We start from the raw sequence: 24584 nt of genomic DNA, 5'->3' as shown, positions 1-24584 counted from the left end.
GCAATTGGCTTTAGTCAAGACGAATAAAGTGGAACGTACTGTTTAGATGATTAATTTCGGAGGCCGATACATCGTTGGCATCTAGGGCGTAGGCCAGGTCAGCCCGACTTAGATCGAGTCTTCGCTGCTGATTAGCGGTTACCAAACGCTGTTTGAAGTCTTCTAGACTGAGCGTTAGGTCTGGGTGCTGTTGCTGTAAGGTTGCCCAGACCCGAGAGATAAATACTTTGGAATCTCCTAACCGGCCATCTTGAGTTGCTTTGGCCGCGTTGAGAGTAAGCTCAGCAAACGCTTCATCTGACAGGGTAGGTGAGGTGTTAGTGGTAGGGGCGTCGGTTTTTGGGGGTGGCGGCGCGGCGCTGCTGGGCAGGGCCTGACGCAAAATCGCGGTGCGCAGTTCATCGGGGGTGGTGCGCTTGGCTTGGGCGACCTTGGCCACCAGCTGCGACAGCGCTTTGTCCCAGGACAGGGGCTTGGGGGTTTGAAGTAAATCATTCAGCAGAGCAGCCATGACGGTGCCCTGGTTAAACGATTGCTGTCGCAGGTCGGGAAGCTTTGCCTGGAGACGTTCAGCGGTTTGGGGGTTGCACAGATGCTGCCACAGCAGGGCATTGCGCGCCTGGGTGAGCGTGCCAAAGGGGGCAATGGGCAGGTCAAAGCCCTGCTGGAGGATGGCCGCTCGCAGTCCGTCTGCCTCCGCTAACCGTCTGCGGGTCTCGGTCGAAAGGGCAGGCAGGTTAAAAGCGTGGGCGATCCAGTCGGTATTCTTTAGGGTTTTCCACTGGAGTCGAGGGGGCAGGGTCTTGAGTCTGAGGCCGTCGAGGATATGCTGACGCCCGCGATCGCTCAGTTGGTGGCGGGCCGAGCTGACAGGCTGGGTGTAGTCTTGCTTGCTGAGGTTGGTGAGAGTGGTTTCGATTTGCTCTGTATAGGCGGTGTTCGATAGCTCGCTGCCAGCGATCGCCTTTAGGGCAGCTTTCAACTCGCTGATGGTCATACCGTTGGCATCGGCGAAGAGTAGGCGGCTCAAGAGCAGGTCTGATAGGGGAATGGGTTGCAGTGAAAGCATCATGCCTCCGAAGGTTGGGGGATGGAAGAAGATCGGGTAGCGAGGGCCTGATCAACGGCATCGAGAATGCCTTCGAGGTCTCTAACCACATCTTCTGAGAGGAAGCGCAGCACCAGAAACCCCTGCTGCTGCAACAGCCGATCTTTGCGGCGATCGCGGCGGTAGTTGTCGAGGGATTGAAAGTGATAGTGGCCATCTAATTCGATCACAATTTTGGCCGCTGCGTCTAGAAAATCCACCTCCATCGGGCGACCGCCAAAGTCGATGTCTAACCGCGCATTCACCTGAAATCGCCCCACGGTCGTCGGTTTGGCCTCTAGATACTGAAACAAGAACCACTCCGCCTGACTGCGATAAACCTCTGCTGCCTCTGCTGTATCGGGCTGGTGAGCCTGATTCAGGAGAGTCAGTGCCGTATCCAAGGCTTCTGGGGTAGTTCCGTGCGTTTCGGCCAGGTGAAGCAGGGGCTGAAGCTGCTCGTCGTCAAGGCCATGAGTGCTCAACCACTGCCTAATATTGCCCGGTTCGAAAGACGGGACATCGATTAGGCCACCGCGCAACATTGCCTTAGCTCTCGATTCGGGCAGCTCGTTTAGCAAGTACTGAACCTGGGCAATGGTTAGCGCCAGGGCTACCGGAATCTGCGGCACCGCCTCTACCAACTGGGCGAGGGCGGTGAGGGCGACAGCGGCCCGATCATCCTCGGGTAGCAGCACCAACAACCCCGGCACCACAGACTGTGGAAATAGCCGAGCTACGGCAGCAAAGCTGGCCAGCACCGTAGAGGAGTCCGCTAGCGCCAGGGACTTAGTTTGTGGCTCTGAACTGGGGAAGGCAGGGAGCCAGGTGAGGATGGCTCGGAGCTGATCGGCATCCTCTGATAGGGGCGCTAGCTGCTGCCAAAACAGCTGACGCTGGTAGTCGCTGGTACTGGCTAAGAAGGCGGTTAGTTCCGCTTCGGGGCGATGGGCCAGGGTGGCAAAGTTTTGCAGGATCCGCGATCGCAGATCATCGTGCTGCGCGATGGTCGAAGACCGGCATTGAAGGGCCATCGTGGTGAGCCAGGTTTCGAGAAGGGTGGCGATGGACGTGTAGACCCCCACACCCGTCAATCGGTCTGTCTGTTTTGACCACTGGGTCCACAGCTGACGGGCCGCAATGGCTTTTCCCTGTAGAACCGACAGCGTTGGAATGGCCTGACACCGCTGGGACTGATGTAGGGTAAGGCGGGTAATTCGCGAAGCGTTCCCTGCGGGAATCGCTGTGGACTGCGGGTCAAAGGTCAAAACGTAGAAACACCCTTGCACGGTCAATTCAATGCTAGCCAGGGTTCATCCGACTCATCCCAAGATAGCTCTGCTTAACCAAAGCTCAATCGGTGTGTGAAGGGGATGTTGTAAAGGTTTTCAGGGGCGGGGCTCAGGACTGCAAACCCTGGGACGGCGACTTCATTACTCCCGTCAAGTGGGTGTAAACGCGAACTTGGGCTAAAACTGAGATGGTCACGGCTGCCTATAGCTTCGCTCGCTTTTGGAGGATTGCCCCGATGGTTGAACCGTTATCCCTGTTAGCTGGAGCCATTACCACCTACGTTGTCCCCAAGGCATTGGAAAAAGTGGGCGAGAAGGTGGGGGAGGCGGCCTTGGCAAAAAGTGGTGCGGCTATCCAGGCGACGCGCAGGGCAGTGCAAGACAAGTTGACGGCCACCCAGACGGCGGGTGTGCTGGCGATCGCTGAAGCCGAACCCACCGACGCCAATCTCAAGCTGCTAGAAACCGTTCTGCTGACCCAAATGCGGCAAGATCAGCTGTTTGCCGAGCAACTGCAAGCGCTAAATCAACAAATCCAGGCGCAGTCGCCCGGCCTGCAAGCGGTGCTGGACACAGTGCGGGTCAGGGGCAATGTGGAAGTGGGCAATGTTGAGCAGGTGAGTGAAACAGGGGTGGCTGAGCAAATCGTGGGTCGCAATCTGGGGGTGGGTGGCGATCTAAAAATTGGCGATATCACCCAGAAGCAGTAAACCTGGTAACTTTCGACTTTTGACTGGGGTGAAGGAGTAAGGGCTTGAGCAAAAATCCACCAGTTCCAGAAGAATCGCGCCCAGATGAACCGCAGTCTGGGCTGTGGCAGGTTGAGCAAACTGTCCTCCGAGGGGTTTCTGTTGCGGGCAACTTGACGATTGGGGATGTCACCCAAACAGTTCATCTGCCGCCGCCCCCGAAGACGGAACCCAAGCGCTTCACGGTGCCCTACCTGCGCAACGAGTTCTTTACTGGGCGGGACGCCATCCTTATCCAGCTCCACGACACTCTGGGGCAAACGGACACTGCCGCCCTTAGTCAGTCCCAGGCAATCCACGGGTTAGGCGGGGTGGGCAAAACCCAAACGGCGGTGGAATATGCCTATCGCTATTTTCAGCAAGAGTCTGGCTATGACTGGGTGCTGTGGGTAAATGCCAGCAGTTTGACACTGGCTGGTAGTTTTGGGGCGATCGCTACTGATCTAGCCCTGCCCAACCATCGGGAAAATAAGCTGGATGAGAACATTGCGGCAGTAAAACGCTGGCTATCTACGAGCGATCGCTGGCTGCTGATTTTCGACGACGTGGACGATCCCGATGCTGTACAGCCTTTTCTCCCCAATGCACCTAACGGACGCATATTGATCACCTCGCGACTGCCGCGACTGGAAAGGCTGGGGGTGGGTCAGTCGATCGCCCTCGATACCCTGGCCCCAGAAGAGGCCCATACCTTTTTGGAGCGACGCACCCAACGGGATACCCTCGATTCGCCTGAGCAGCAAGCCCTAGAGACTCTAGCTCAGGAACTCGGCTACCTGCCCCTGGCACTGGAGCAGGCTGCGGCCTATATCCAGACTAAAGGGGTAAGTTTTGCCGTCTATTTGCGGTCTTACCAGCAGCGACGCTTGCAGGTGCTAGAAAAAGAGCAGCCCCAGATGGGTAACTATCCTGCGTCGGTGGCTACTACCTGGCAGATCAACTTTGAGGCGGTGCAGGCCAGCAGCCCCGCTGCCGCCGATGTGTTGCAACTGAGTGCATTCCTGGCACCGGATAATATTCCCTACGAGATTTTGAGCCTGGGTAAAGATCACCTGGGAGAGACATTGGCAACTGCCTTAGCTGAGGTGGCAGAGGATGAGCTGATAATCCCTGAACTGCTGGCGGAACTGACCCGTTATTCTCTGATTCGGTTAGAAACGGATGACCGCTACAGCATTCACCGCATGGTGCAGGAAGTTTTGCGCGATCGCCTCACTCCAGAACAACGGCAGCAATGGCTTGATCGCACGGTTAATGCTCTAAATACCACATTTCCATCTCCAGAATTCAAGAATTGGCAGAGGTGTAGACGCCTGGTAGAACAGGTGCAGGCAATTGATCGTCAGCAGGCCACGGAAACACTCAACTTAGCATTTCTATTAAATCAAATAGGCTACTTTCTCTACGAACAAAGACGCTATAGGGAAGTCAAACCGCTTTATGTGCAAGCATTAGAGATTCGGAAATCAGTGCTTGGTGAAGACCATCTCAGTACGGCTCAAAGCCTGAACAATCTGGCAGAGTTATACAAGTCAGAAGGTCACTACCGGGATGCTGAACTGCTCTATCTCAAAGCTCTACAAATTTGGCAGTTACGGCTTGGGGAAGAGCACCCTGATACTGCCACTAGCCTAAATAATTTGGCAGGGCTGTATGAGATTCAAGGTCTCAACAAGGAAGCTGAACATCTCTATTTAAAAGCATTGATAATTAGACGTTATCATTTTGGCGAAGATCATCTAAATACCGCGTTTAGCCTCAATAATCTGGCTTTCTTATACCAGTCTCAATGTCGCTATGGAGAGGCTGAACCGCTCTACCAAAAAGCTTTGAAAATCATGTGCTCATGGCTAGGCGAAGACCATCCACATATTGCCGCCAGCCTGAACAATCTAGCAGAACTGTATCGTGAGCAAAGTCGCTACGAAGATGCTGAACCACTATACTGGCAAGCATTACAAATTAGACGTTCACAGCTTGGCGAAGATCATCTAGACACTGCACAAAGTCTGAATAATTTGGCACTTTTACATAATGACCAGGGCAAGTACAAGGAAGCGGAAACCTTATACTTGAAAGCGCTTTCCATTTTGTTCGGTCAACTTGGAGAAAATCATCCTAATACGCAAACAACATTGCAAAACTTTGTTTACTTCTTGGGGCAGGTAATGATAGCGGAGCGCACCGCAGACATGTCTAAGCATCCTCTCACCCAAGACGTGTTGGCACAGTTGCAGCAGGGATAACGCTGCTGTCGAGGGACAGGTGAGTATCCTGCATTGGGCGATCGCGATAAACTGATACAAAGCTTACCGTTCGCCTATAGCACCACCAAGGGCAGCCAGAGCAACCATGGCACTCGCAAGCGATCGACCCACACAACCCATTTCCCTGAGCCTTGAGGATTTTCTCGCTCAGTATGGCGATGACAGTCGCTACGAACTCATTGACGGAGAACTGTTTGATTTGGAACCGACGGGGCCTCATGAGGAAGTGGCGGCGGCGATCGCCCGCTGGCTCAATTACGACATCGTGCAGCAGGGGGCCGATTACTTCATCCCCCATCGCTGCTTAATCAAACCCCTGGCCAACCAGACTGGGTTTCGCCCCGATGTGATCGTCCTAGACCGAGCCTCCCTCCCTCAAGAGCCGCTGTGGGCCAGCCAACCCGTTGTCACGCTTGGGAGCACCGTCAAATTTGTGGCGGAGGTCGTCAGTAGTAATTGGCAAAACGACTACGCTCGCAAACTTGAAGACTACGCCCTACTGGGCATTCCAGAATACTGGATCGCAGACTATCAAGGACTCGGCGGCGAATTCTTCATTGGTCGGCCTAAACAACCCACATTAACCCTCTGTATTTTGAACTCAGAAGGGCGTTACGACCGGCAATTGCTGCGCGGCGATCAGCGCATTATGTCTTCTGTCTTTCCCAACTTGAACCTGACCGCCAAAGCCATCCTCGGGGTTGGATGAGATTGATCTTCAGCTGCTATGAATGAATGCCACCTTTAAGCGTCCTCCGGCAGCGGCACCAATAACCCCGACACCAAAGCCGATGACAGCAGCTGCTACTCAGCTGTGATGCAAAGGCGACTACCCATAGCCCTCAAGCAAACACAACGACGTATTGAGAATGTTGGGGCATTACCCATGGTTCAAGGGCAATGCCTAAAAAAGCGTGAACATGTTATGGACTTGTAGTGTTTTGGTAAATAGATTAGAGCTCAAAAAGGTAGAACGTCAGCTTGGGAAGCTGTGAATCACTTTTTGCGTGGCAAGGGTTTTAGAACCACAAATTTAGCGTTACCCCAAACTTACCCCAATTAAGTCAAGCTACATAGCTTAAAGCTCAATGTGGAAAAATTAAGGGCAGAGGTATTAAGGGCGTGCCAGTCGCCAGCAAGGACAAAAGCGGCCCAGCAGTAGGGGTGTGAATATTCGATCTCAGAGCGGATCATGTCCAGATGTACCTGACGCAGGGCCTTGCTGCGCCCCATGCCATCATCTGTCCTTCCAACGGCAGCAATGAGAGGTTGCCTATTGCGATTCGGCTCTGGCGTCGGTTCTAGCGCCAGTACCATCCCTAGCCTGCATCCCATCAGCGATTACTCAGCTGTGCTGCAAGTAGAGACGGACTTAGCCCATGACCCGTCAGGCCTTAGGATTAGAGGCTCAAATCTAAAGTGGCGGATAAAATGCCGAGTTCCGTCGTGGGTTTGAGCTGAAACCCAGCCCGCCTGCACAGGTGCTGTATGCCATCGTTCTCAGCCAAGATTTCCCCTGTTAGGCGCTTTAGCCCTTCGGCGCGGGCGACATCGATCAGGTGGCTCAGCAACTCGGTGCCAAAGCCCTGGCCCTGGTAGGGATCGGCCACCAGCATGGCAAACTCAGCCTCGGGCAGGCCGTGCTTTTGGGTGAGACGACAGACGCCGATAATTCTGGGGTCGGGGGCACTGGCTTCGGCCACCAGGGCGATCTCGCGATCATAGTCGTTAAAACAGATGCGGGTGAGACGATCGTGGGCGATGCGGGTACTGTGCTTGATGGTATGGAAGTAGCGCAGGTAAATGCTGTAGTCAGACACCATTTTGTGAAAAGCGATAATTAGCGGCTCGTCTTCTGGGCGAATAGGGCGAATGGTGATGCCGTCGTGCCCAGGCCAGATGTATTGGGTGGGGTAGGGGCGGATGGCTAGGGGAATGGGCTGCGAAGCAGAGGATCGCAAAATCACCCGCGCATCCAGGGCTAGCAGACCGTTGGGGGATGCCAGCAGCGGGTTGATGTCAATGGACTCAATCTCGGGCTGCTCGGCGACGAGCTGACTAAACTGCACTAGCAATTGCTCTAGGGCATCTAGATCGACGGCCTGACGACCCCGCACACCCTGGAGGGCTTTGTAAATTAGGGTTTGCTCCATTAGGCGGCGGGCCAAGGTGCTGTTGAGGGGGGGGAGTGCGATCGCACTGTCCTGAAACACCTCGACTAGCTGCCCACCGCTGCCAAACACCAACACCGGGCCAAACTGTGGGTCTTGGCTACTGCCCAAAATTAGCTCATAGCCATCGACGCGGATCATTGGCTGCACGGTGACCCCCTGGAAGTGCTCGGCCCCAGCCATTTCGGTGACGCTGACGAGGATGCGATCAAAGGCGCGGCGAACGGCGTGGTCGCTGTCGAGGTTGAGCTGCACGCCGCCCACATCGGTTTTGTGGGTGAGGGTGTAGGAATAGAGCTTGAGCACCACGGGGTAGCCCAGGTTATCGGCGGCAGCGATCGCCTCCTCCACCGTCGCCGCAATCCGGGTTTCCACTACGGGAATGCCGTAGGCCGCCAGCACTGCCTTGGAGTCTGCCTCAGTGAGTAGGGTCTGCCCAGCAGCCTGGGCGGTGTGCAGAATCTCTGCCACTGCTCCTCGGTCAATGCCGTTGTTGAGTGCCAGGGTGGGCGTTTCATACAGTCCCTTAAGAGCGTAGCTGTGCCGCCACAGCAGCCCAAACAACCGCGCTGCCTGATCGGGGTAGCGGTAGGTAGGTATACCCGCCTGGTTGAGAATGTCTTCGCCCGCGTCTACCTCTGCGCCGCCCATCCAGCTGGCCAAAATCGGCTGGCTCGATTCGCTGCTGCGCCAGGTATCCACCACCGCCTGGGCGGTTTGGGTCGGGTCGGTCATCGCCTGGGGGGTGAGCACCACCAGGCAGCCGTCGCTGTTAGGGGCAGCCAAGGCGGCTTTAAGAGCCTCAGCAAATCGGGCCGGTTCCGCATCGCCCAAAATGTCGATGGGGTTGCTGTGGCTCCAGTGGGCGGGCAGCGCCCCATTTAGAGCCTCCTCACTAGCGGGCGAAAGCTCCGCCAGAGTTCCCCCAGCGCGAACTAACGCATCCGTCGCCAGCACCCCCGGCCCGCCCGCGTTGGTGATAATGCTCAGGCGTGGGCCACGGGGGCGCGGCTGCTTGGCCAGCACCTCGGCGGCATCAAATAACTCTTCGATGTTGTCAACCCGCAGCACGCCACAGCGGCGAAAGGCCGCATCTAGTACCGCATCGCTGCCCGTTAGCGACCCTGTGTGGGAGGCCGCTGCCTGGGCTGCTGCCTGGGTGCGCCCGGCTTTAATCACAATAATGGGCTTGCTCAAGGCCACCTCCCGCGCCGCCGAGAGAAACGACCTGGCATCCCCAATCGATTCCATATAGATGACGATGCTGTGGGTGTGGGGGTCGTCGCCTAGGTAGTCAATCAGGTCGCCCCAGCCCACGTCGAGCATTGAGCCTAGGGAGATAAAGGCGCTGAAGCCCACGTTCTCCCGCAGACTCCAGTCAAGAATCGAGGTGCAAAGCGCACCGCTCTGGCTGATAAAGCCTACGTTCCCCCGCCTCGCCACCTGGCTGGCGAAGGTGACATTAAAGCCGGTAAGCGGGTTCTGGATGCCCAGGCAGTTGGGGCCGATCAGGCGCAGACGTCCAAGGGCAATGTCCTTAATTTGCCGCTCTAGCTCAATGCCCTCGGGGCCGATTTCTTTGAACCCCGCCGAGAGAATGATCGCCCCCTTCACCCCGGCATCCACGCACTCCTGCACCACGGCGGGCACCCCAGGGGCTGGGATGGCGATGATGGCCAGGTCGGGGGCTTCGGGGAGGGAGGAAATGCGATCAAACGCCTGAATGCCCAACACGTTGCGCCGCTTGGGATTGATCGGGTACACCGTACCGCCAAAGGGATGGCTGATTAGATTCCACAGCACAGTACGGCCCACGCTGCCGGGTCGCTCGGTAGCGCCAACCACCGCCACCGACCGGGGCGCGAAGATCGGATCAAGGGGATGACTCCCTGTTTTCCAAAGATCCGTCACCGGATCGGGGCAGGTCAGCATGGTCAAGTCCCCGTAGAAGCAAGCATGATTTACTAATTTTGAATTCGCAATTTTGAATGAATTAATCGCCGCGGAGAGCGGACATTGCTCACCTTATAAAAGTTGCTAAAAATTTTGGGTTTAGCTATGGCAGGTGGCGCTGCGGACAGTGTCAAAGAAATATCGCACATTCTCCTCGGGGGTGTTGGGTAAAATGCCCTGTCCGAGGTTCATGATGTGGCCTCGGGAACCGGCCTGGCGAATGACATCTAGGGTGCGCTCGCGGATCAGCTCCCGCGACCCTAGCAGCACGCAGGGGTCAAGGTTGCCCTGCACGGGGCGATCGCCCAGCACCGCTCGCGCCTGGGCCATCGGGATGGCCCAGTCAACGTGAATGACATCGGCCCCAGATTTTGCCATCAACGGCAGCAGGGCAGCGCTGGCGTTGACGCAGAGGGTGACTGGCACCTCAGGGTAAATCGCTTTGACGGCCCGGATTACCTGCCACTGGTAGGGCAGGGCAAAGGTGGCATAGTCTTGGGGCGTCAGGTGGCCTGCCCAAGAGTCGAAGATCTGGATCATTTGCGCCCCATTTTGAACTCGGTAGAGGGCGTAGGTGGCAATAGAGCAAGCCAGTTGGGCCAGCATCTGGTGCAGTAACACGGGCTCTTGCCAAGCCATTTCTTTGATCACACTATAGTAGGTCGAGTTTTGTCCTTCTACCAGGTAGGTGGCCAGAGTCCAGGGCGCACCAACAAAGCCCAATACCGGCACCTGTCCCTGCAACTCGTCGCAGAGGGTGCGCAGGATCTCACCAACAAACGGTAGAGAGGCCTCGGGGTTGAGCGGGCGGAGGGCATCCACCTGAGCCTGAGAGCGCACCGTCTCCGCCAGAATTGGCCCTTTGTGATCGACAATCTCAAAGGTTACCCCCATCCCTGCCAAGGGCGTGAGAATGTCAGAGAAGAAAATCACTCCGTCGGGCTTGAAAGCACGGTAGGGCTGGAGAGAGATCTCCACGGCTAAGCCGGGAATCTCAGAGCGATCGCGAAAGGAGGGGTACTTCTCTTGCAGGTCTCGATAGCTTTTGAGGTAGCGGCCCGCCTGGCGCAACATCCACACAGGTGGGCGATCAACGGGCTGATTTTGGGCAGCAAGCACTAGGCGATCAACAGGTTGATTTTGGGCAGCAAGCACTAGACGATCCGCCAAGACAGCAGTTGCCGTCTCGGGTGGGGCGAGGGATAGAGGCATGGGGAGTAAGAGGTAGGGGGGTGAGGGGATAAGGCTATTCGAGCTGTTCGAGGGCGTCACGCACATCCACAAGGTGGTTGTTAAACACCTCCAGTGCGGCATCGAGCACCTTAAAAATGGCTGGGTCGCGCACGGCGTAGAAGACAAAGTTGCCCTGCTTGCGGCTGACCACCAGGTTGCGGCTGCGCAGTACCGAGAGCTGCTGAGACACCGCAGAGGCATCTAGCTCGAGCCATTCGGCGATGTAGCCCACGCTCTGTTCGCCCACTCGCAGGGTATCGAGAATTTGAATTCGCACCGGGTTCGACAACACCTTAAACAGGTCTGCCTTAAAATAGCTGGGCTTAAACGTCATAGATCTAAATTGGGCTGTGTAGCTAGCAATCTCTTCATATAGCTTAGCATTGGTCATTTTAGGCTATAGCCTCAACCTGATGCACCAAAGATTTGGCGGTAATGTGGCGTACTCGATCTAAACATTTTGAGATGGTAATGGTGCCATTGTCGTAGGTGGTGAGCACCTTGCGATGGCCCTCAAGTGCCGGCCTTTGACCATCACACACTCCATCCGACGCTCCCTTAGCGTGAATTTTGTACTGGTTCAACATCGCGGAAGACACCCGCTCGTTCCCCTGATTCGAGATCAGCACCACGTCAGGGCGGCAGTAGTTAAACACCTCGGGGCAGTAGCCGCTTTCGTGGCCATGGTTAGACGCTACAAACGTGTTGACCCGCCGTAGGTGGGTGCGAAAATCTTCGCACTGGAGCAGAGCCTGCCAGCCTGCTGCCGTCAGGTTACTGGGGAACACAATCTCAATATCGTCGTAGGAGACAAATGTCACTAGGCTCAAGTCATGCGAGGCTTGATAGGTGTCCTGAGCATTCCAAAAGAAAGAGAGATCAACGTCATCAACTTTCATGTGCTGGCTAGTTTTTTGGCATTCAGGATGCATCTTTGTCGTGACATCCAGATAGTTTTTAGCCCATAGAGAAGCGGCTTTCAGTTCAGGAAATTGCTCAGCATCTACTGTAGGGTTAGCCACCAATAAATTAATGTTGAGGCCATGCTCAAGGCAGTGATCGAGCAAGGGTTGAATCCCTGCTAAATTGTCTGGGCTATAGGCGGGCACCACTAGACAGTCAATGGTGCGACACTGGCGCTTGAGCAGATGCTGCCACGGGCTAAAACCGGTACGCGTGTTAAAGCCGGTATCGATCAAAATGCTGTGGTGGTTGTAGCGGTCAATGGCGGCACAAAAACCGTGATCAACATCAAAAATATGGATATCTAGCATGGGGACGCCTGGCCACGAGGGCCGAGAAAAGAAGTGATGGCTTGAAGCGTTTGGGCGGTGCACTCTTCGAGGTTCAGTCGGTTGTGGCGTCGAACATGATTTCATAGGGGGTATCGGGGCGGCTGTGCTTGAGGAAATTGAGGTGGGCTTCAGCCTTGGAGCGGGAGGGGAAACGGGCAACGACCACACTCTTGAGGGAAGGCAGGGGACGAATAATGCACCAAAGCGTGGCGGCAGGGTCAGGCGCAACGGGGGCAAACTGGCGAGCTAACTGCCGCCGAAACAGTTCTGTACGAATGTGCATGGACAAACTCACTGAAGCGGTGGAATGAGCCCGGCGGCGCTTCCCGTTAGGGGCTATAACGGCCAGCAAAAGAAGAAAGTGTGGGCATGTTTCTAGAGCACTAATGCCCACAGACTATGCCACGGACAGTCATCCAGTTGGGCTAGAGATGCCGTGGGTAAACCCTAACATGAATATCTATCTGCAAGATTGTTAAGATAGATAGATGCAAAGACTATAATCTATGTATGCTTAGGTATAGTGACTCCGGGTTCGCTGACCGCTTCAATACCCGGTTAGTAGGTTGTGGACATTCCCTGGTTTCCTGAATCTCGGTCAAGGGGCCTAAGCTCCTTGTTTTCTTCAAGCCGGAGATCTTCTCATCGGAGGGAGCAGGCTGTTCTGACTCACAACCTCATTGCTTTGGAACTAGGAGGTTCCTTGAACCCATGACAGAATTGATTTCTTCCCAAGGCCGCTTCTCCCGGTTATTACCTCCCCTTTTCACCCATTGGCGAGGCGATTTGATTGGCGGGTTGACCGCTGCCATTGTGGCGCTGCCGCTGGCGTTGGCCTTTGCGATCGCCAGCGGTGTAGACCCCAAAGCGGGGCTTTACACGGCGATTGTGGCGGGTACTCTGGCCGCCATCTTTGGTGGCTCCCCTGTGCAGATTACCGGCCCCACCGGGGCCATGGCCGTGATTTTGATCGGTATTGTGGCCAAGTACGGCATTGAGAAAGTCTGGCTGGCCGGGCTGATGGCGGGGCTGATTCAAGTCGCTCTGGGGGTGGCCAAGCTAGGGCGACTGGTGAAGTTTATCCCCTACCCGGTGACGGCAGGCTTCACTAACGGCATTGCCGTGATTATTTTCTTTGGCCAGCTCAACAACTTCTTTGGGCTGCAACTGCCCCGCAGCGATCACTTTTTGCCGGGGCTGTGGCAGACCGTTACCCAAATCGAGGCGACCCAATGGGCAGCGGTGGGCCTAGCCCTGGTGGTTATCGTCACTAAGCTGTTTTGGGGCAGGCTCTCGACGCCGATTCCGGGGTCACTGGTAGGACTGGTGTTGGCAACGGCAATCGCCGCCGGATTCCACCTCAATGTGCCGACAATCGGGGCCATTCCTCAGGCGTTGCCCCTGCCCCACGGCATTCCTCACTGGCATGACTTTGGCCTAATTCGCGAATTGATTAACCCGGCCCTAGCTCTAGCAGCCCTGGGCAGTATTGAATCGCTGCTGTCGGCGGTGGTGGCCGACGGCATGACCGTGAGTGAGAAGCACAACAGCGATCGCGAGCTAATCGGCCAGGGCATTGCCAATGTGGTGGTGCCGTTCTTTGGCGGCATACCGGCCACCGGGGCGATCGCCCGCACCGCTGTCAACGTGCGGGCCGGGGGCAAAACCCGCCTGTCGGGAGTAATTCATGGGCTGGCTCTAGCGGCGATTATGCTCACTCTGGCACCCCTAGCGGCCCAGATTCCTCTAGCGGCGCTGGCGGGCATTCTCATGGTCACCAGCCTACGGATGATCGAGTGGGAGGCGATCGGCCTGCTGCTGCGGGCCACCTACGCCGACTTTGCCGTGATGATGCTGACCTGGATGGTTACCATCTGCTTTGACCTAGTGCTGGCGGTGGAGGTCGGGCTGATTGCCGCCGGGGTGCTGTTTATCAAGCGCATGAGCGACCTCAGCATGGGCAAAGTGCCCGAGGCCGAGGCGTTTCCCCCTGGGGTGCCCCTAGAGTTGACCAAGCAAATTGCCGTGTACCGGGTCGATGGGCCGCTGTTCTTTGGTGCTGCCGAGCGCTTCGCCACCTTTCTGCGCGATGAGCCGGAGGTGAAGTACCTGATTTTACGGCTGCGCTTCGTGCCGAATATGGATACCACTGGTTTGGTGGCGCTGGAGGATATCTACCACGACCTAGAACGCCGAGGCTGCCGCTTAATTCTGAGCGGGTTGCAGCCCGAGGTAGAGCACTTGCTGGAGCGTAGCGGCCTGCTGGCGCACATTGGCGCAAACAACTGCTTTGACACCACCGATACCGCCATTCGCTCCCTCACCAGCCATGTTTCCCCGCCAGAAAGTACCCGCAAGCAACTGACAACTCTAGAAACCTAGCCCAGACCTTAATCCCGTAACCCAAGACATTGTTGCCATGCCCTTTACTGAACCTTCAACCCAGGGGCTAGATACTCTCGAGCAAGAGACCGACCTGGATATCTTTTTGCCCCATGTCAAGCAGCGTCTGCTAGTGATTAGGCAGCAGATTGAGCGTCTGCAACAGACTCCCTTCTGTGCCGCCCACCAAGCCAACCTGCAATGCCTCTATATGCAGCTATCTGCCATCAAGGCCATCATTACCGAACGTCTGGGAGAGAAAACAGAACGCCAACACCCATGATATCTGCCATTCATCCCCCTGAAGTCAGCTGATGAAAGCTCGACAAAGTCTTGAATCTCTACGGCGGTTTTGCAGCGAAGACACTCACCTGTACGGCAACTGGTATCTTATTGTCTCGCGAGTCCTTTTATGTGGCTGCGGGCAGCGAGGATAGCTGATGGTTCCCATCTGCTCAGGACAAAACACCTACGCTGCCGCCAGGTTCACCCCTAGGATCTGTCCACTTTCTTGAGTCAAGATCAAACGCCCAGCCTTGGTGCAGATACCACTCTAGGAGCACCGCTCGACATTGCAAACAGGTTAACTGCTGGAGTAATTGGTGAACGCCAGTTGCATTGGCGCGATAGGCAACGGCGGCCAAGGCGGTTGGGGTAGCTGGATCGAGCTGAGCGATAAACCCATAGAGTCTTTGGTTGGAGAAGGAGCTATTAATGGCCCAACCGGGGGTGGTTAGAGGAGTGAGCTGAGTAATGGCAATGGCGTCAAGCCCTAATTCTCGCTTTAGGATGGCGATCGCAGCGGCTTCGGGCTTTTGCTCCGTCAAGCGCCTCCCTCCCGGAAAGTCGAGCGTTACCTGTCCAACCCCAGGCCGGTAGCTGGCGGCGAGCAACAAGATGTGAGGCTGAGCTAGGTCATCCGCTTGAATCGGCAAAATGATAACTGAGTCGGCCTTTTCGATCCGCCAATAGTCTAGATCTTGCCCCTGGGCATCTTGCCAGTGCTCACCGATCAGCGTCAGCCAACGAGAGTGGAGTTCTAGAAAGCGATCCTGAACCTGCCAACAGGGCGAATCATGCGGGGGCATGACTCCCTCCTAGTAAAGGATGACCGGAGGCGCTGGGGTGTTCAGCCAACTCTGCTTCGGGGCTGACTGCATTCCACATGGGGGTGCTGAGGTATCGTTCTCCTCCACTGGGTTGAATAACGACAATGCGTTGACTGTGATGCCGCGATCGCAGCCCGATCTGCAGCCCGGCATAGACTGCTGCCCCGGTTGAAATACCGCTCAAAATACCTTCAACCTGGGCCAGCTGTCGCCCAGTTTCGTAAGCCTGGGCCTCAGTGACTGTAACAATTTCATCGATCAAATCCACTCGCAAGACATCGGGAATAAACCCTGCCCCAATGCCTTGGAGATCATGCTCCCCTGCCAGTTGACCGCTGAGTACGGCACTGTGGGTTGGTTCAACCGCCACAATCTGGATATGAGGATTTTGCTGCTTGAGGTATTGCCCAGCCCCGGTGAGGGTGCCTCCTGTCCCGACACCCACCACTAAAACCGCCAGGTCGCCATCGGTATCCTGCCAGATTTCAGGGCCGGTAGTTTCATAGTGAATTTTAGGATTGGCGGGGTTGCTGAATTGGTGGGGTGAGAAAGCATTCGGCAGCGTGGTGAGGAGGTAATTGGCGTGGGCGATCGCCCCGGCCATATCGGCTTCGGCGGCGGTCAAAATTACCTCCGCCCCGTAGGCATGCACTATCTGCTGTCGTTCTCGGCTCATATTTTCAGGCATGGTCAAAATCAGCCGATAGCCCTTGGCCGCACAGACCATCGCCAGCCCAATGCCTGTGTTGCCAGAGGTCGCCTCAACAACAGTGGAGATGCCCGGTTGAATTAACCCAGCTTGCTCCGCTTCTAAAACCATGCTGGCCGCGATGCGGTCTTTAACCGATTTGGCGGGGTTCAAGCCCTCTAGCTTTAACACTAGAGTGGCTTCACAGCCCCACCGCTGTGGCAGCCGCTGAAGCTGGACTAATGGGGTATGACCGATAGCGTCAAGCACATTGGCATAGATGTTCATAGGACAGGGGGAAGGGAGTTTAAACGAAAAGCCAAAAGCCCGCTGCCGTTAGCCCGACCATAAGCACCAGGTGGGGCAAGTTGCTGAGTAGAGGACGTTGGGTAATGCGCAGCAGCGGATAAATGCTGAACACCAAAGCTGAGAGCAGCGTGCCCCCTTGCACGAATGCTGCGACATCGGCACTCCAAGTGAGGGTGGGTAGCCCTGTTCCACTAAGGCCCAAGGTGCGAGCCAAAACCGGCAAAATTTGCCCCGCTTCGGTCATCGCGGCTGGCACATAGTGAGCCAGGTTGAGAGCCAGGGTAAAGGGCAGATAGGCGTAGATGACGGTAAGGTAATCTGGCTGTTTTGGATCGAGGAAACGGGCGATCGCGTGGGTCAGATAGGTTGCCATAGCCGGAAGGCTGAGCAGGGCTAGGGCGATCGCGGCACTGCTCAGAAAATGGTCAGCATCAATGGGGATAGCGGGGTACCCCAACCCAGCTAGGATCCGTTGACTGTGATGCATCAACACCCCGCCCAACAGCAGCCATAGCAATGCCGCTTCGGCCCAAAACGCCTGGTGGTTGTCCAGCAAATCTGAGGTGGGAAACCGCAGATTCAGCTGCACCGAACGATGGGGACAGGCTTTCAGGCAGGTCATGCACAGCACACAGTCGCGGTTATCTTGCAGCTGCGCCGGGTGCGAATAGAGCGGGCAGCCTCCGGTGGCTTGCCCTTCGTTAGGCAGGGCATCGGCAAAGATGACGGGGGTCGCGCTGCTGCCCTTGTAGCAGCCAAAGGTACTGCACTGGCTGCCACACACCTGCTGGGTTGAGCGCAACTCTACCATGGCCAACTTGGCAAACATGCCATTCATACCGCCGATGGGACAGAGGTAGCGGCACCACAGTCGCCGCTCGTAAATCAGGCTAAAAATCACGGCCCCTGCCGTAATCGCCAGCAGTAACCAGGTCGAGAGATAGGCGTGGTGGGGCAAATCCCACAGCTTTTCCCAAAGATAAATCACCACAAAGCCGCCAAACAGCACCCACGCTCCCCACCGGTTGAGCCACCGGGTCGGCCAGGGGAGCTGCTGGCGGGGAAACAGCCAAAGGGAGAACCGGCGCAGCCATTCCGCCGTGATCATAAAGGGGCAGACGGCACACCAAAGCCGACCAATAAAGACAAAGAGCAGCAGATAAACCGGCCACCACCAGGCCCAAAAGAAATTTAGCGTGACGCTGCTGTCTCGGGTTTGCGGCCCCAGAAACCCAGCTAAAGTGACGGGCACAAACACCGCCATCATCACGATCCACAATCCTTCGGGGTACCAACGACTGAGCAAGACTTGCCGTAGCCAGGGCAATTGGGTCAGCAAATCTACTCGAAAGGCGTTTTTGGCCGACTGCACTGACCATAGGGCCTGCTCAGGAATCACCACTTGTCCGGGAGGTGTCATAATCACCGCCCGGTGCAAAATTTCTGCCAGTTCGGATAGGTTGCCAGGGTAATCGTAGCTAATCAAGCGGCGCAGATCGGCCTGATCTAGGGTCAGCGACGGGCGGTTTTGGGCCTGGCAAAATCGGGCAAGAAAGTGATGGGCAAAGTCTGGAATGTCGGCCTTGCGCTGGGGCAGGCTAAATAGTTTGATGGCAATGGCCTCTACTCCTGGCAGAACCAGCTTTTCAGGAGATGCCAGAATTAAGCGCACCCAAGACTGGACTGCTTTGGGCGGTTCACTAGACGCGGCATTGAGCAGAATATTTCTGGTGTTGCAGTAATGAGCTAGGCGATCGCGGGCTTCCCCACTGAGCACCTGGAGATTGCTCAGGAACAACGTTCCCCGCTCCAGCAGTTCAATCAGACCCGGTGCACCGCCGAGTCGACCAAATAGGCGATCGGTGTCGAGGCTACCGTCCGCTGAGCGAGGTAGCTGAGCACAATCTAGCTCCGCAAAAGGTTGCTCGGCGAGGCCAGAGCGGCTATGGATCAGACCGGCTAAAAAGGTCTTGCCAGTGCCCGGCGACCCTTGCAGGACTACAGGTTGGAGTGTTGCGGTCGCCTGGTCAATGACTGCCCTCAGCTTTTGGCTGAACTTGCTGCTGCCAAGAATCGTTTCGCCAGTGGGCACCGCATGGATATAATCTCGCACCCCCTGGATGCGGCGTTGTTCTTGGGCAATACGGATACTGAAGGCATTGAGATCTTGGGCCAGCAGAGCGTTAAACAAGTGTTCAAGTTCGGCATACTGCTGCATCAAGTGATGAAACTGGGCCTGGGGCAAAAACCAGATTTCGCTGGCTGTCAGGGCGATCGCCTGGGTCTGGTGCCTGGCGCTGTCTGGGTTGGCCAGCAGCGACACATAGCCAAACAGCTCTCCCGCACTGCGCTGGCGAATGAGCGATTTACCAATGGGAGAAAGCCGATTAACCTCAATGGCCCCCCACTTCAGCAGATATAGCCCAATGGCGGGTTGCCCTTCGCGGTAGATCAGCGCGATCGCTCCACCTACTCAAGGTGGAGCGATCGCGCCAGGTCTTGCTGGGCAGGCTCTGGCAGCTGCCCCCACAGGCGATGAAACCGCAGCCAGTTACAGCGCTCCTCGATGAGAGCTAAATCGTCGTTGGGCAACCCCTCCAGGCCCATCCCCAGGGGGTGATGATCTAGATCTACGGGAGGCGATGAGGCAGGGAGAGAAACCATGCTGTCAGTGTAGTGACCCTAAGGGTTAACGGCTGAATTTAGCAACAATGGGTGATGTCTCACCCACTGCTGGCTGCCTAGAGTTTGAGGCCCAGCACCTGCACCAGTTCATTCCACAGGGTTGTTACCGTTAATCTTGAGGAGACAAATCGTTTTATTCTCCATAAACATCCCCGACAACCTTGCCACGAAACACGATGTAGTTGTAAATGTTGTAGAACAACATAATCGGAATCAAAACCCCAATAAAGGTGAGCATAAACACCAGTGCACTGGGGGCAGCAGCGGCTTGGTAGATGGTGATTTGAGTTGGGATGATATAGGGGAAGACAATTAAACCCAGCCCGACAAAGGTGAGCAAGAAAATTAAAATTGTCCAAATCAATGGCGTAACTTCTTCCTCCTGGTTCAGGCTGCGCAGCAGCAGCCCCACTAGCACCACCCCCAGCACGGGAATGACCGCAAAGATATACACCAAGGGCGGACTTAAGAGTCGGGTTCGCGCTGCTTCATAGACGATGGGGGTGACAATGGTGATCAAAATCGCACCAGTAACCGTGGTGATAGCGGCCAGTTTAGCGGTGCGATAGTGGTTCTTTTGCAGCTCACCCTCAGTTTTCAAGATCAGGTAGGTGGAACCAATCAGCACGTACCCCTGAATTAAGGTGAGGGCAACCAGGAGCGATCGCCAGTCGAGCCAGTCCCAGATCGAGCCAATGAAGTGACCCGCCGCGTCCACCGCAATTCCTTCAATCACCGCGCCCAAGGCAAACCCCTGACCCAAAGCCGCCATAAAACTGCCCGCCCCAAAAGCAAAATTCCACAGCAGCTTGCGGTCAGAATGCTCACGAAATTCAAAGGCTACGGCACGAAAAATCAGCCCGAATATCATCATGAAAATGGGGATATAGAGGGCGCTTAGAATCGTGCCATAGGCCAGGGGAAAAGCTCCAAATAAGGCCCCTCCCATCAGCACCAGCCAGGTTTCGTTGGCATCCCAGATGTTACCCAGGCTGGTCATCAAAATGCTGCGCCGCTCTTCGTCTGAGCTGGTGAGCGACAAAATGCCCACCCCCAGATCAAACCCGTCGAGCATGACGTAAAGAAATAGGAATAGGGCCAGGATGACAAACCAAACCTGGGGCAAAAAATGGAGTAATGCGTCCATAGGGCTGACCTACTGCTGGGCTTCTACTGCTGAGCTTCCACGGGGCGTTGATCGGGTACGAAGGTGGCGGGTTGGGTCTCTATCGCCGGTTGACCGTCTAGCCCTGGGATGGGCAGGTCTAGATTAGGGCCGTGGCGAATAATACGACTGCCGAAGTACAGGGTCGAAACGAACAGAATGGAGTACACCACTGCAAAGAGAGTGAGCGATGTGAGCACCTCCCCCGCCGGTAGGTGAGAAGCCGCATCGGCGGTGCGAATTTCTCCGTACATCGCCCAGGGTTGCCGCCCGACACAGCGGACAATCCAGCCCGACTCCACCGCGATATAGCCCAGGGGGGCGGCAAAGATCCAGGTGCGCAGCAGCCATTTTTGCTGGGCAATTTTCTCAGCGGAGAGGTTGCCCAGTAGCCATTGGAGCAGACTCCACAGCATCAGCCCAGCGAGGAAAAAGCCAATGCCGCTCATAATGCGGAAGGAATAGTAGATCAGGCCCACCATGCGGGGGCGATCGCTCGGTGCCCACTCCTTCAGCCCCTGTACCGGCTCAGACAGGTTTTTCTTAAATTCCAAAATATAGCCCAGCCCGTTGGGAATGGTGATTTCCCATGAGTTTCTCTGGGCAGCCTCGTCGGGAATGGCCAGCAGGCTCCAGTCAGCGGGTTGACCAGCGGGGCTGGTCTCCCACTTGGCTTCCATGGCCGCTAGTTTGGTGGGCTGGTAGTGGGCAACCTGTTCGGCACTGAGGTGGCCGATGTAGATTTGCAGCGGCGTCACCGCCACGGCGGCGGCGAGGACAATTTTGAGCGATCGCGCAAAAAACGCCTGGTGTCGATTGTTCAAAATGTACCAAGCGCTAATGCCGCCAATCACAAACAGAGAGGTCTCTAGGGTGGCAAAGAACATGTGTGACACGCTCTTGACCATGAAGGGGTTGGCGATCGCCTGGAAGTAATCGCTGACGATGAACTTGCCATTGACCATCTCGCCGCCCGCTGGGCTTTGCAGCCAAGAGTTCGCTACCAAAATCCAAAACGTCGAGAGGTTGGCCCCAAAGGCCACCATAACGGTCGCCAAGTAGTGAATGGCTGGGTGTACCCGCCCCCAGCCAAACAGCATGATGCCCAGGAACCCGGCCTCTAGCATGAAGGCCATCGCCCCTTCAAAGCCCAGAATGCTGCCGAAGAAATCGCCCACTGCCTCGGAGAACGGTGCCCAATTGGTGCCAAACTGAAACTCCATCGGCAGCCCCGAGGCCACCCCAATACCAAAGTTGAGCAAAAAGAGTTTTGACCAGAAGCGGGCATGGCGGTAGTAGTCGGGGTTGCGGGTTTTAAGCCACATCCCCTCTACTATTACCAAATAGATAGACATCCCGGTGGTGAGCACGGGCCACAGCATATGAAAAATTGCCGTCAGAGCAAATTGCATGCGCGAGAGGGCAACAGTATTTGATAGAAGATCCATGAACCAACCTCAGTTCAAGTTCGTTTATATTCGATGAACGTAACCCGCTTGAATCACAGCCCTTTCTACTGTAGCTTCTTAAATTCCTGCCAAATTTTGCATGGCTTGATTTGTCGTTAAAAAAATATGATCTTTGCCAAGAGAATCTACGAATCCAATCGAGGCAAGCTTGTCCATGACGGGGCCTTTAACCTCAGAGAGATAAAACTCAATTTTTAGCCGCTTTAGGTCAGCCGCCAGTGTTTCTAGAATTTCTAAAGCACTGGCATCAATTATATTGATGGCGCTACAGACAAGCAACACACTTTTTATATCTAGGCGCTCGGCGATCGCCTGATTCAGGAAATTTTCTAAATACTTAGCATTGGCAAAGTAAAGGCTTTCATCCATGCGAACGGCCAAAACATCAGGGCTTGTTTTCACCGAGTGGCGTAACTCATTGCGAAAGTGTTCTGAATCGCCGACACGTCCAACAATGGCAATATGAGGATGGCTTGTCCGCCAAAGGTGCAGTCCCAGAGCAATCAGGGCACCCAGAATAATTCCCTGTTCAACCCCTAGAGCTAATACCGCAAAGAAGGTAACTGCCCAGGCCAGGCCATCGGCCTTGTCGTAGACCCACATCCGTCTCAGCGTGGCAAAATCAATCAGCTTATAGACGGCGGTAATAATGATGGCAGCCAGACAAGCCTGGGGTAAAAAATAAAATAGTGACGTGAGAAACATCACTGTAATCGCAATTAACAGGCCAGTAATGATGGATGACAGTCCCGTATTAGCCCCCGCCGCAAAGTTGACCACAGAGCGGCTCAAGCCTCCTGTCACCGGATATCCACCGGTAAATGCTGCGCCCAGGTTTGCGGCCCCAAAGGCAACGAGTTCTTGATTAGCATCAATTTTTTCGCGCCGTTTGTTAGCTAGTGACTGTCCACTCGCAAAGCCTTCCATATAGCCCACTAGGGCGATAGCGAGGGCAGCTGGTAACAATACTTGCAGCGTTTGCATATCTAAAAGGGGCACCGTAAACGCCGGTAGCCCTTTAGGAATATCGCCAACGACCTTGATCCCTGCCGCCTGGTCGAGATGGAATCCCCACACTACAAGCGTGCCTAAAATAACCACTAGAAGCGGCGCACTCTTAGATACCGGCAGAATTTTTTGCTCGCTCCATCCCAAACGCTGAAGCAGCCTCACCAAAGGGCCGTTGAAATAAAGCAACAGCCCAACGCTGAATAAGCCTAAGGCTAGCGCCACCCAATTAGTTTGGGAAAGGTTATTAATAATTAAAGCTACTAATTGAAAAAAGGACTCAGTAGAGGGAATTGCTAGCCCAAACAAATGTTTGACCTGGCTAAAGGCAATGATCACAGCCGCTCCACTAATGAAGCCAGAAATAACAGAACGACTGAGAAAATTGACTAAGAAACCCAGACGCAATACTCCCATGAATAATTCAAGTAGGCCAACCAAGAAGGCCAAGGTTATCGCTATGGCCACATACTGAGTCGTGTCTGAGGGGGCTAGCTGAGCGATCGCCGCTCCTACCATGAGAGAGTCCACCGCAACGGGGCCAACCGCCAGCACCCGACTAGTCCCCAAGAGTGGGTAAATAATCGCAGGGGCAATGCTGGCGTAGAGCCCAATTTGGGGTGGTAAGCCTGCCAACAGGGCATAGGCCATGCTTTGCGGAATGAGCAGACTGGCAACAATAATGCCAGCGGTAATATCTCCGACTAGGTGTCTAGATTTATAGTTGAGCAACCAATCAAATGCAGGAATATGACGGTGAAGGAATTGGCTGGATGGGAAAAACGGACTACTTTTCTTAGTCAATTTTAGTTTCACCAAAAGTCTGGTTAGTTTAGATATTAAACACGCTGGTTCCAGGGCATTTTGGCAATCAGCATTCCTAACGCACACGTATCACTAATCCCGGCAAACACTAGTCCAGATCCCACAAAACCGCTGAGGATCAAGAACCAAGGCGAAACAAATGCACCTAATACAGTGCCAATGACAACGAGTGAGCCAGCTGCAATTTGCACCTGTCGCATTAGACTAATCGGCGCGGTTTTATTCACCTGGGTTGGGTAGCCCATCTTTACCCAGGCTGACAAACCTCCTTCTAAGTGGGTCACTTCGCTGACGCCAGACGCAAATAATTTCTGCGCGGCTTGGGCCGAACGATTGCCAGTTCGACAGTATAGAACAGTTGGTTGACCAGACCTCGTTGGCACCTTAGTCGGGTCAAAACTGGACAATGGAACTAGGATCGAGCCGGGAATTTTTTCACCTGCATGTTCAGCGGGTTCACGTACGTCTATTAAAGCAACAGCCTGCTGATCAATTAATGTCTTTAGGGAAGCTGGATCAAGGATCTTCAAGCGATTCTGCTTGACTGACTTGGTCTTGCTGATAGGCATCTCATTTGTGCTCGTCATTGTATGTTCCTAACGGTTGAATATTTTGAACAATGTAGTCTGCGAAGAGATTTTTCGCAGCGGGTCGAGCATTAAAATCTACCCCCATAGATTCCTGTAGCATTTTTTAATCTCACCACATTATCAACAGGGGATAAATCATCGAAATCAATCTAGCTAGCTAGGCAGCAGACGGAATATTGCCGGCTCTACCGGGTTGATTATGCAGTTGCAGTAGGAAAATGCCAGCTAATGAGGCAGCGTAATTTGAATCGCTCAAAATTTCTGAACCCGTAGCCAGAGCGTTTGATGAGCTTCAAGCGATTGTTGA

The 24584-nt window shown here is 55.0% G+C and carries 22 protein-coding genes; 5 read left to right on the top strand and 17 right to left on the bottom strand.

Translation table 11 applies throughout. The annotated features are described in order from the left end of the window. Window positions 1-10: 10 nt before the first annotated feature. Window positions 11-1069, bottom strand: a complete 1059-nt coding sequence (locus tag VB780_RS29935; RefSeq protein ID WP_323354849.1) for a hypothetical protein — start codon at window positions 1067-1069, stop codon at window positions 11-13. After that, on the bottom strand, window positions 1069-2355 hold the full coding sequence (locus VB780_RS29930; protein WP_323354848.1) for an endonuclease domain-containing protein: 1287 nt from the start codon (window positions 2353-2355) through the stop codon (window positions 1069-1071). Before VB780_RS29930 ends, VB780_RS29935 begins: the two co-directional genes overlap by 1 nt. Window positions 2356-2615: 260 nt before the next feature. Here VB780_RS29930 and VB780_RS29925 point away from each other — a divergent pair, with 260 nt between their 5' ends. From VB780_RS29925 to VB780_RS29915, 3 genes are all read left to right on the top strand, one after another. Beyond that, complete coding sequence (locus VB780_RS29925; protein WP_323354847.1) at window positions 2616-3089, top strand: Fis family transcriptional regulator; 474 nt, start codon at window positions 2616-2618, stop codon at window positions 3087-3089. Between the two features lie 152 nt (window positions 3090-3241). Next, window positions 3242-5374 carry an FxSxx-COOH system tetratricopeptide repeat protein gene (gene fxsT / locus VB780_RS29920; protein ID WP_323354846.1) on the top strand — a complete coding sequence of 711 codons (2133 nt, stop codon included), beginning with the start codon at window positions 3242-3244 and terminating at the stop codon, window positions 5372-5374. 106 nt (window positions 5375-5480) lie between these two features. Beyond that, entirely contained in the window at window positions 5481-6104 is a 624-nt protein-coding gene (locus VB780_RS29915; RefSeq protein WP_323354845.1) for a Uma2 family endonuclease, read from the top strand. A 350-nt stretch (window positions 6105-6454) separates the two neighbouring features. Here the strand turns inward: VB780_RS29915 and VB780_RS29910 are convergent, their stop codons facing one another. The 6 genes from VB780_RS29910 to VB780_RS29885 all read right to left on the bottom strand — a co-directional run bounded on the left by VB780_RS29910 (window position 6455) and on the right by VB780_RS29885 (window position 12330). Continuing rightward, entirely contained in the window at window positions 6455-6628 is a 174-nt protein-coding gene (locus VB780_RS29910) for a CHAT domain-containing protein (RefSeq protein ID WP_323354877.1), read from the bottom strand. A gap of 167 nt (window positions 6629-6795) precedes the next feature. After that, window positions 6796-9498, bottom strand: coding sequence for a bifunctional acetate--CoA ligase family protein/GNAT family N-acetyltransferase (locus VB780_RS29905; RefSeq protein WP_323354844.1), 2703 nt, complete (start codon window positions 9496-9498; stop codon window positions 6796-6798). A 120-nt stretch (window positions 9499-9618) separates the two neighbouring features. After that, window positions 9619-10731 carry a uroporphyrinogen decarboxylase gene (gene hemE / locus VB780_RS29900; RefSeq protein ID WP_416349281.1) on the bottom strand — a complete coding sequence of 371 codons (1113 nt, stop codon included), beginning with the start codon at window positions 10729-10731 and terminating at the stop codon, window positions 9619-9621. 34 nt (window positions 10732-10765) lie between these two features. Beyond that, entirely contained in the window at window positions 10766-11086 is a 321-nt protein-coding gene (locus VB780_RS29895) for a metalloregulator ArsR/SmtB family transcription factor (RefSeq protein ID WP_323354843.1), read from the bottom strand. Between the two features lie 58 nt (window positions 11087-11144). Next, on the bottom strand, window positions 11145-12026 hold the full coding sequence (locus VB780_RS29890) for a hypothetical protein (RefSeq protein WP_323354842.1): 882 nt from the start codon (window positions 12024-12026) through the stop codon (window positions 11145-11147). Between the two features lie 73 nt (window positions 12027-12099). Beyond that, entirely contained in the window at window positions 12100-12330 is a 231-nt protein-coding gene (locus tag VB780_RS29885; protein WP_323354841.1) for a hypothetical protein, read from the bottom strand. Between the two features lie 428 nt (window positions 12331-12758). Here VB780_RS29885 and VB780_RS29880 point away from each other — a divergent pair, with 428 nt between their 5' ends. Together VB780_RS29880 and VB780_RS29875 are read left to right on the top strand one after the other, a co-directional pair. Beyond that, window positions 12759-14429 (top strand): SulP family inorganic anion transporter, encoded by a 1671-nt coding sequence (locus VB780_RS29880; protein WP_323354840.1) that lies wholly within the window; start codon window positions 12759-12761, stop codon window positions 14427-14429. A gap of 37 nt (window positions 14430-14466) precedes the next feature. Continuing rightward, complete coding sequence (locus VB780_RS29875; RefSeq protein ID WP_323354839.1) at window positions 14467-14712, top strand: hypothetical protein; 246 nt, start codon at window positions 14467-14469, stop codon at window positions 14710-14712. A 172-nt stretch (window positions 14713-14884) separates the two neighbouring features. On the opposite strand, the gene VB780_RS29870 is transcribed toward VB780_RS29875, so the two are convergent. From VB780_RS29870 to VB780_RS29830, 9 genes are all read right to left on the bottom strand, one after another. Then, window positions 14885-15517 (bottom strand): NUDIX hydrolase, encoded by a 633-nt coding sequence (locus VB780_RS29870; protein WP_323354838.1) that lies wholly within the window; start codon window positions 15515-15517, stop codon window positions 14885-14887. Further along, a complete protein-coding gene (gene cysK, locus VB780_RS29865) occupies window positions 15504-16514 on the bottom strand; it encodes a cysteine synthase A (RefSeq protein ID WP_323354837.1) in 1011 nt (336 codons plus the stop codon). Before cysK ends, VB780_RS29870 begins: the two co-directional genes overlap by 14 nt. Before the next feature lie 19 nt (window positions 16515-16533). Further along, window positions 16534-18933, bottom strand: coding sequence for a sigma 54-interacting transcriptional regulator (locus VB780_RS29860; protein ID WP_323354875.1), 2400 nt, complete (start codon window positions 18931-18933; stop codon window positions 16534-16536). Window positions 18934-19004: 71 nt separating this feature from the next. Beyond that, window positions 19005-19199, bottom strand: a complete 195-nt coding sequence (locus VB780_RS29855; protein WP_323354836.1) for a hypothetical protein — start codon at window positions 19197-19199, stop codon at window positions 19005-19007. A gap of 154 nt (window positions 19200-19353) precedes the next feature. Beyond that, window positions 19354-20367: a cytochrome d ubiquinol oxidase subunit II gene (gene cydB, locus VB780_RS29850; protein ID WP_323354835.1), complete on the bottom strand. Its 1014-nt coding sequence runs from the start codon at window positions 20365-20367 to the stop codon at window positions 19354-19356. Window positions 20368-20390: 23 nt separating this feature from the next. Then, window positions 20391-21833: a cytochrome ubiquinol oxidase subunit I gene (locus VB780_RS29845; RefSeq protein WP_323354834.1), complete on the bottom strand. Its 1443-nt coding sequence runs from the start codon at window positions 21831-21833 to the stop codon at window positions 20391-20393. A 78-nt stretch (window positions 21834-21911) separates the two neighbouring features. Continuing rightward, a complete protein-coding gene (locus VB780_RS29840; protein ID WP_323354833.1) occupies window positions 21912-23666 on the bottom strand; it encodes a SulP family inorganic anion transporter in 1755 nt (584 codons plus the stop codon). 35 nt (window positions 23667-23701) lie between these two features. Then, window positions 23702-24274: a rhodanese-like domain-containing protein gene (locus tag VB780_RS29835; protein WP_323354832.1), complete on the bottom strand. Its 573-nt coding sequence runs from the start codon at window positions 24272-24274 to the stop codon at window positions 23702-23704. Between the two features lie 200 nt (window positions 24275-24474). Further along, window positions 24475-24584: transposase (locus VB780_RS29830; protein ID WP_323354874.1), on the bottom strand; the 110-nt coding region annotated here is incomplete at its 5' end.

Source organism: Leptolyngbya sp. CCNP1308, assembly GCF_034932455.1.
In the GTDB taxonomy this organism is placed as follows: domain Bacteria; phylum Cyanobacteriota; class Cyanobacteriia; order Phormidesmidales; family Phormidesmidaceae; genus Nodosilinea.
This window is presented reverse-complemented; position numbering and strand designations above follow the sequence as displayed.

Excerpts from the sequence above, each read along its gene's own strand:
- hemE (WP_416349281.1), bottom strand. The coding sequence starts at position 10,731 with ATGCCTCTATCCCTCGCCCCACCCGAGACGGCAACTGCTGTCTTGGCG.
- VB780_RS29925 (WP_323354847.1), top strand. The coding sequence starts at position 2,616 with ATGGTTGAACCGTTATCCCTGTTAGCTGGAGCCATTACCACCTACGTT.
- VB780_RS29835 (WP_323354832.1), bottom strand. The coding sequence starts at position 24,274 with ATGACGAGCACAAATGAGATGCCTATCAGCAAGACCAAGTCAGTCAAG.
- VB780_RS29915 (WP_323354845.1), top strand. The coding sequence starts at position 5,481 with ATGGCACTCGCAAGCGATCGACCCACACAACCCATTTCCCTGAGCCTT.
- VB780_RS29855 (WP_323354836.1), bottom strand. The coding sequence starts at position 19,199 with ATGGTTTCTCTCCCTGCCTCATCGCCTCCCGTAGATCTAGATCATCAC.
- VB780_RS29870 (WP_323354838.1), bottom strand. The coding sequence starts at position 15,517 with ATGCCCCCGCATGATTCGCCCTGTTGGCAGGTTCAGGATCGCTTTCTA.
- VB780_RS29890 (WP_323354842.1), bottom strand. The coding sequence starts at position 12,026 with ATGCTAGATATCCATATTTTTGATGTTGATCACGGTTTTTGTGCCGCC.
- VB780_RS29905 (WP_323354844.1), bottom strand. The coding sequence starts at position 9,498 with ATGCTGACCTGCCCCGATCCGGTGACGGATCTTTGGAAAACAGGGAGT.
- VB780_RS29895 (WP_323354843.1), bottom strand. The coding sequence starts at position 11,086 with ATGACGTTTAAGCCCAGCTATTTTAAGGCAGACCTGTTTAAGGTGTTG.
- VB780_RS29875 (WP_323354839.1), top strand. The coding sequence starts at position 14,467 with ATGCCCTTTACTGAACCTTCAACCCAGGGGCTAGATACTCTCGAGCAA.
- VB780_RS29880 (WP_323354840.1), top strand. The coding sequence starts at position 12,759 with ATGACAGAATTGATTTCTTCCCAAGGCCGCTTCTCCCGGTTATTACCT.
- cysK (WP_323354837.1), bottom strand. The coding sequence starts at position 16,514 with ATGAACATCTATGCCAATGTGCTTGACGCTATCGGTCATACCCCATTA.
- VB780_RS29845 (WP_323354834.1), bottom strand. The coding sequence starts at position 21,833 with ATGGATCTTCTATCAAATACTGTTGCCCTCTCGCGCATGCAATTTGCT.
- VB780_RS29885 (WP_323354841.1), bottom strand. The coding sequence starts at position 12,330 with ATGCACATTCGTACAGAACTGTTTCGGCGGCAGTTAGCTCGCCAGTTT.
- cydB (WP_323354835.1), bottom strand. The coding sequence starts at position 20,367 with ATGGACGCATTACTCCATTTTTTGCCCCAGGTTTGGTTTGTCATCCTG.
- VB780_RS29910 (WP_323354877.1), bottom strand. The coding sequence starts at position 6,628 with ATGGGGCGCAGCAAGGCCCTGCGTCAGGTACATCTGGACATGATCCGC.
- VB780_RS29935 (WP_323354849.1), bottom strand. The coding sequence starts at position 1,069 with ATGCTTTCACTGCAACCCATTCCCCTATCAGACCTGCTCTTGAGCCGC.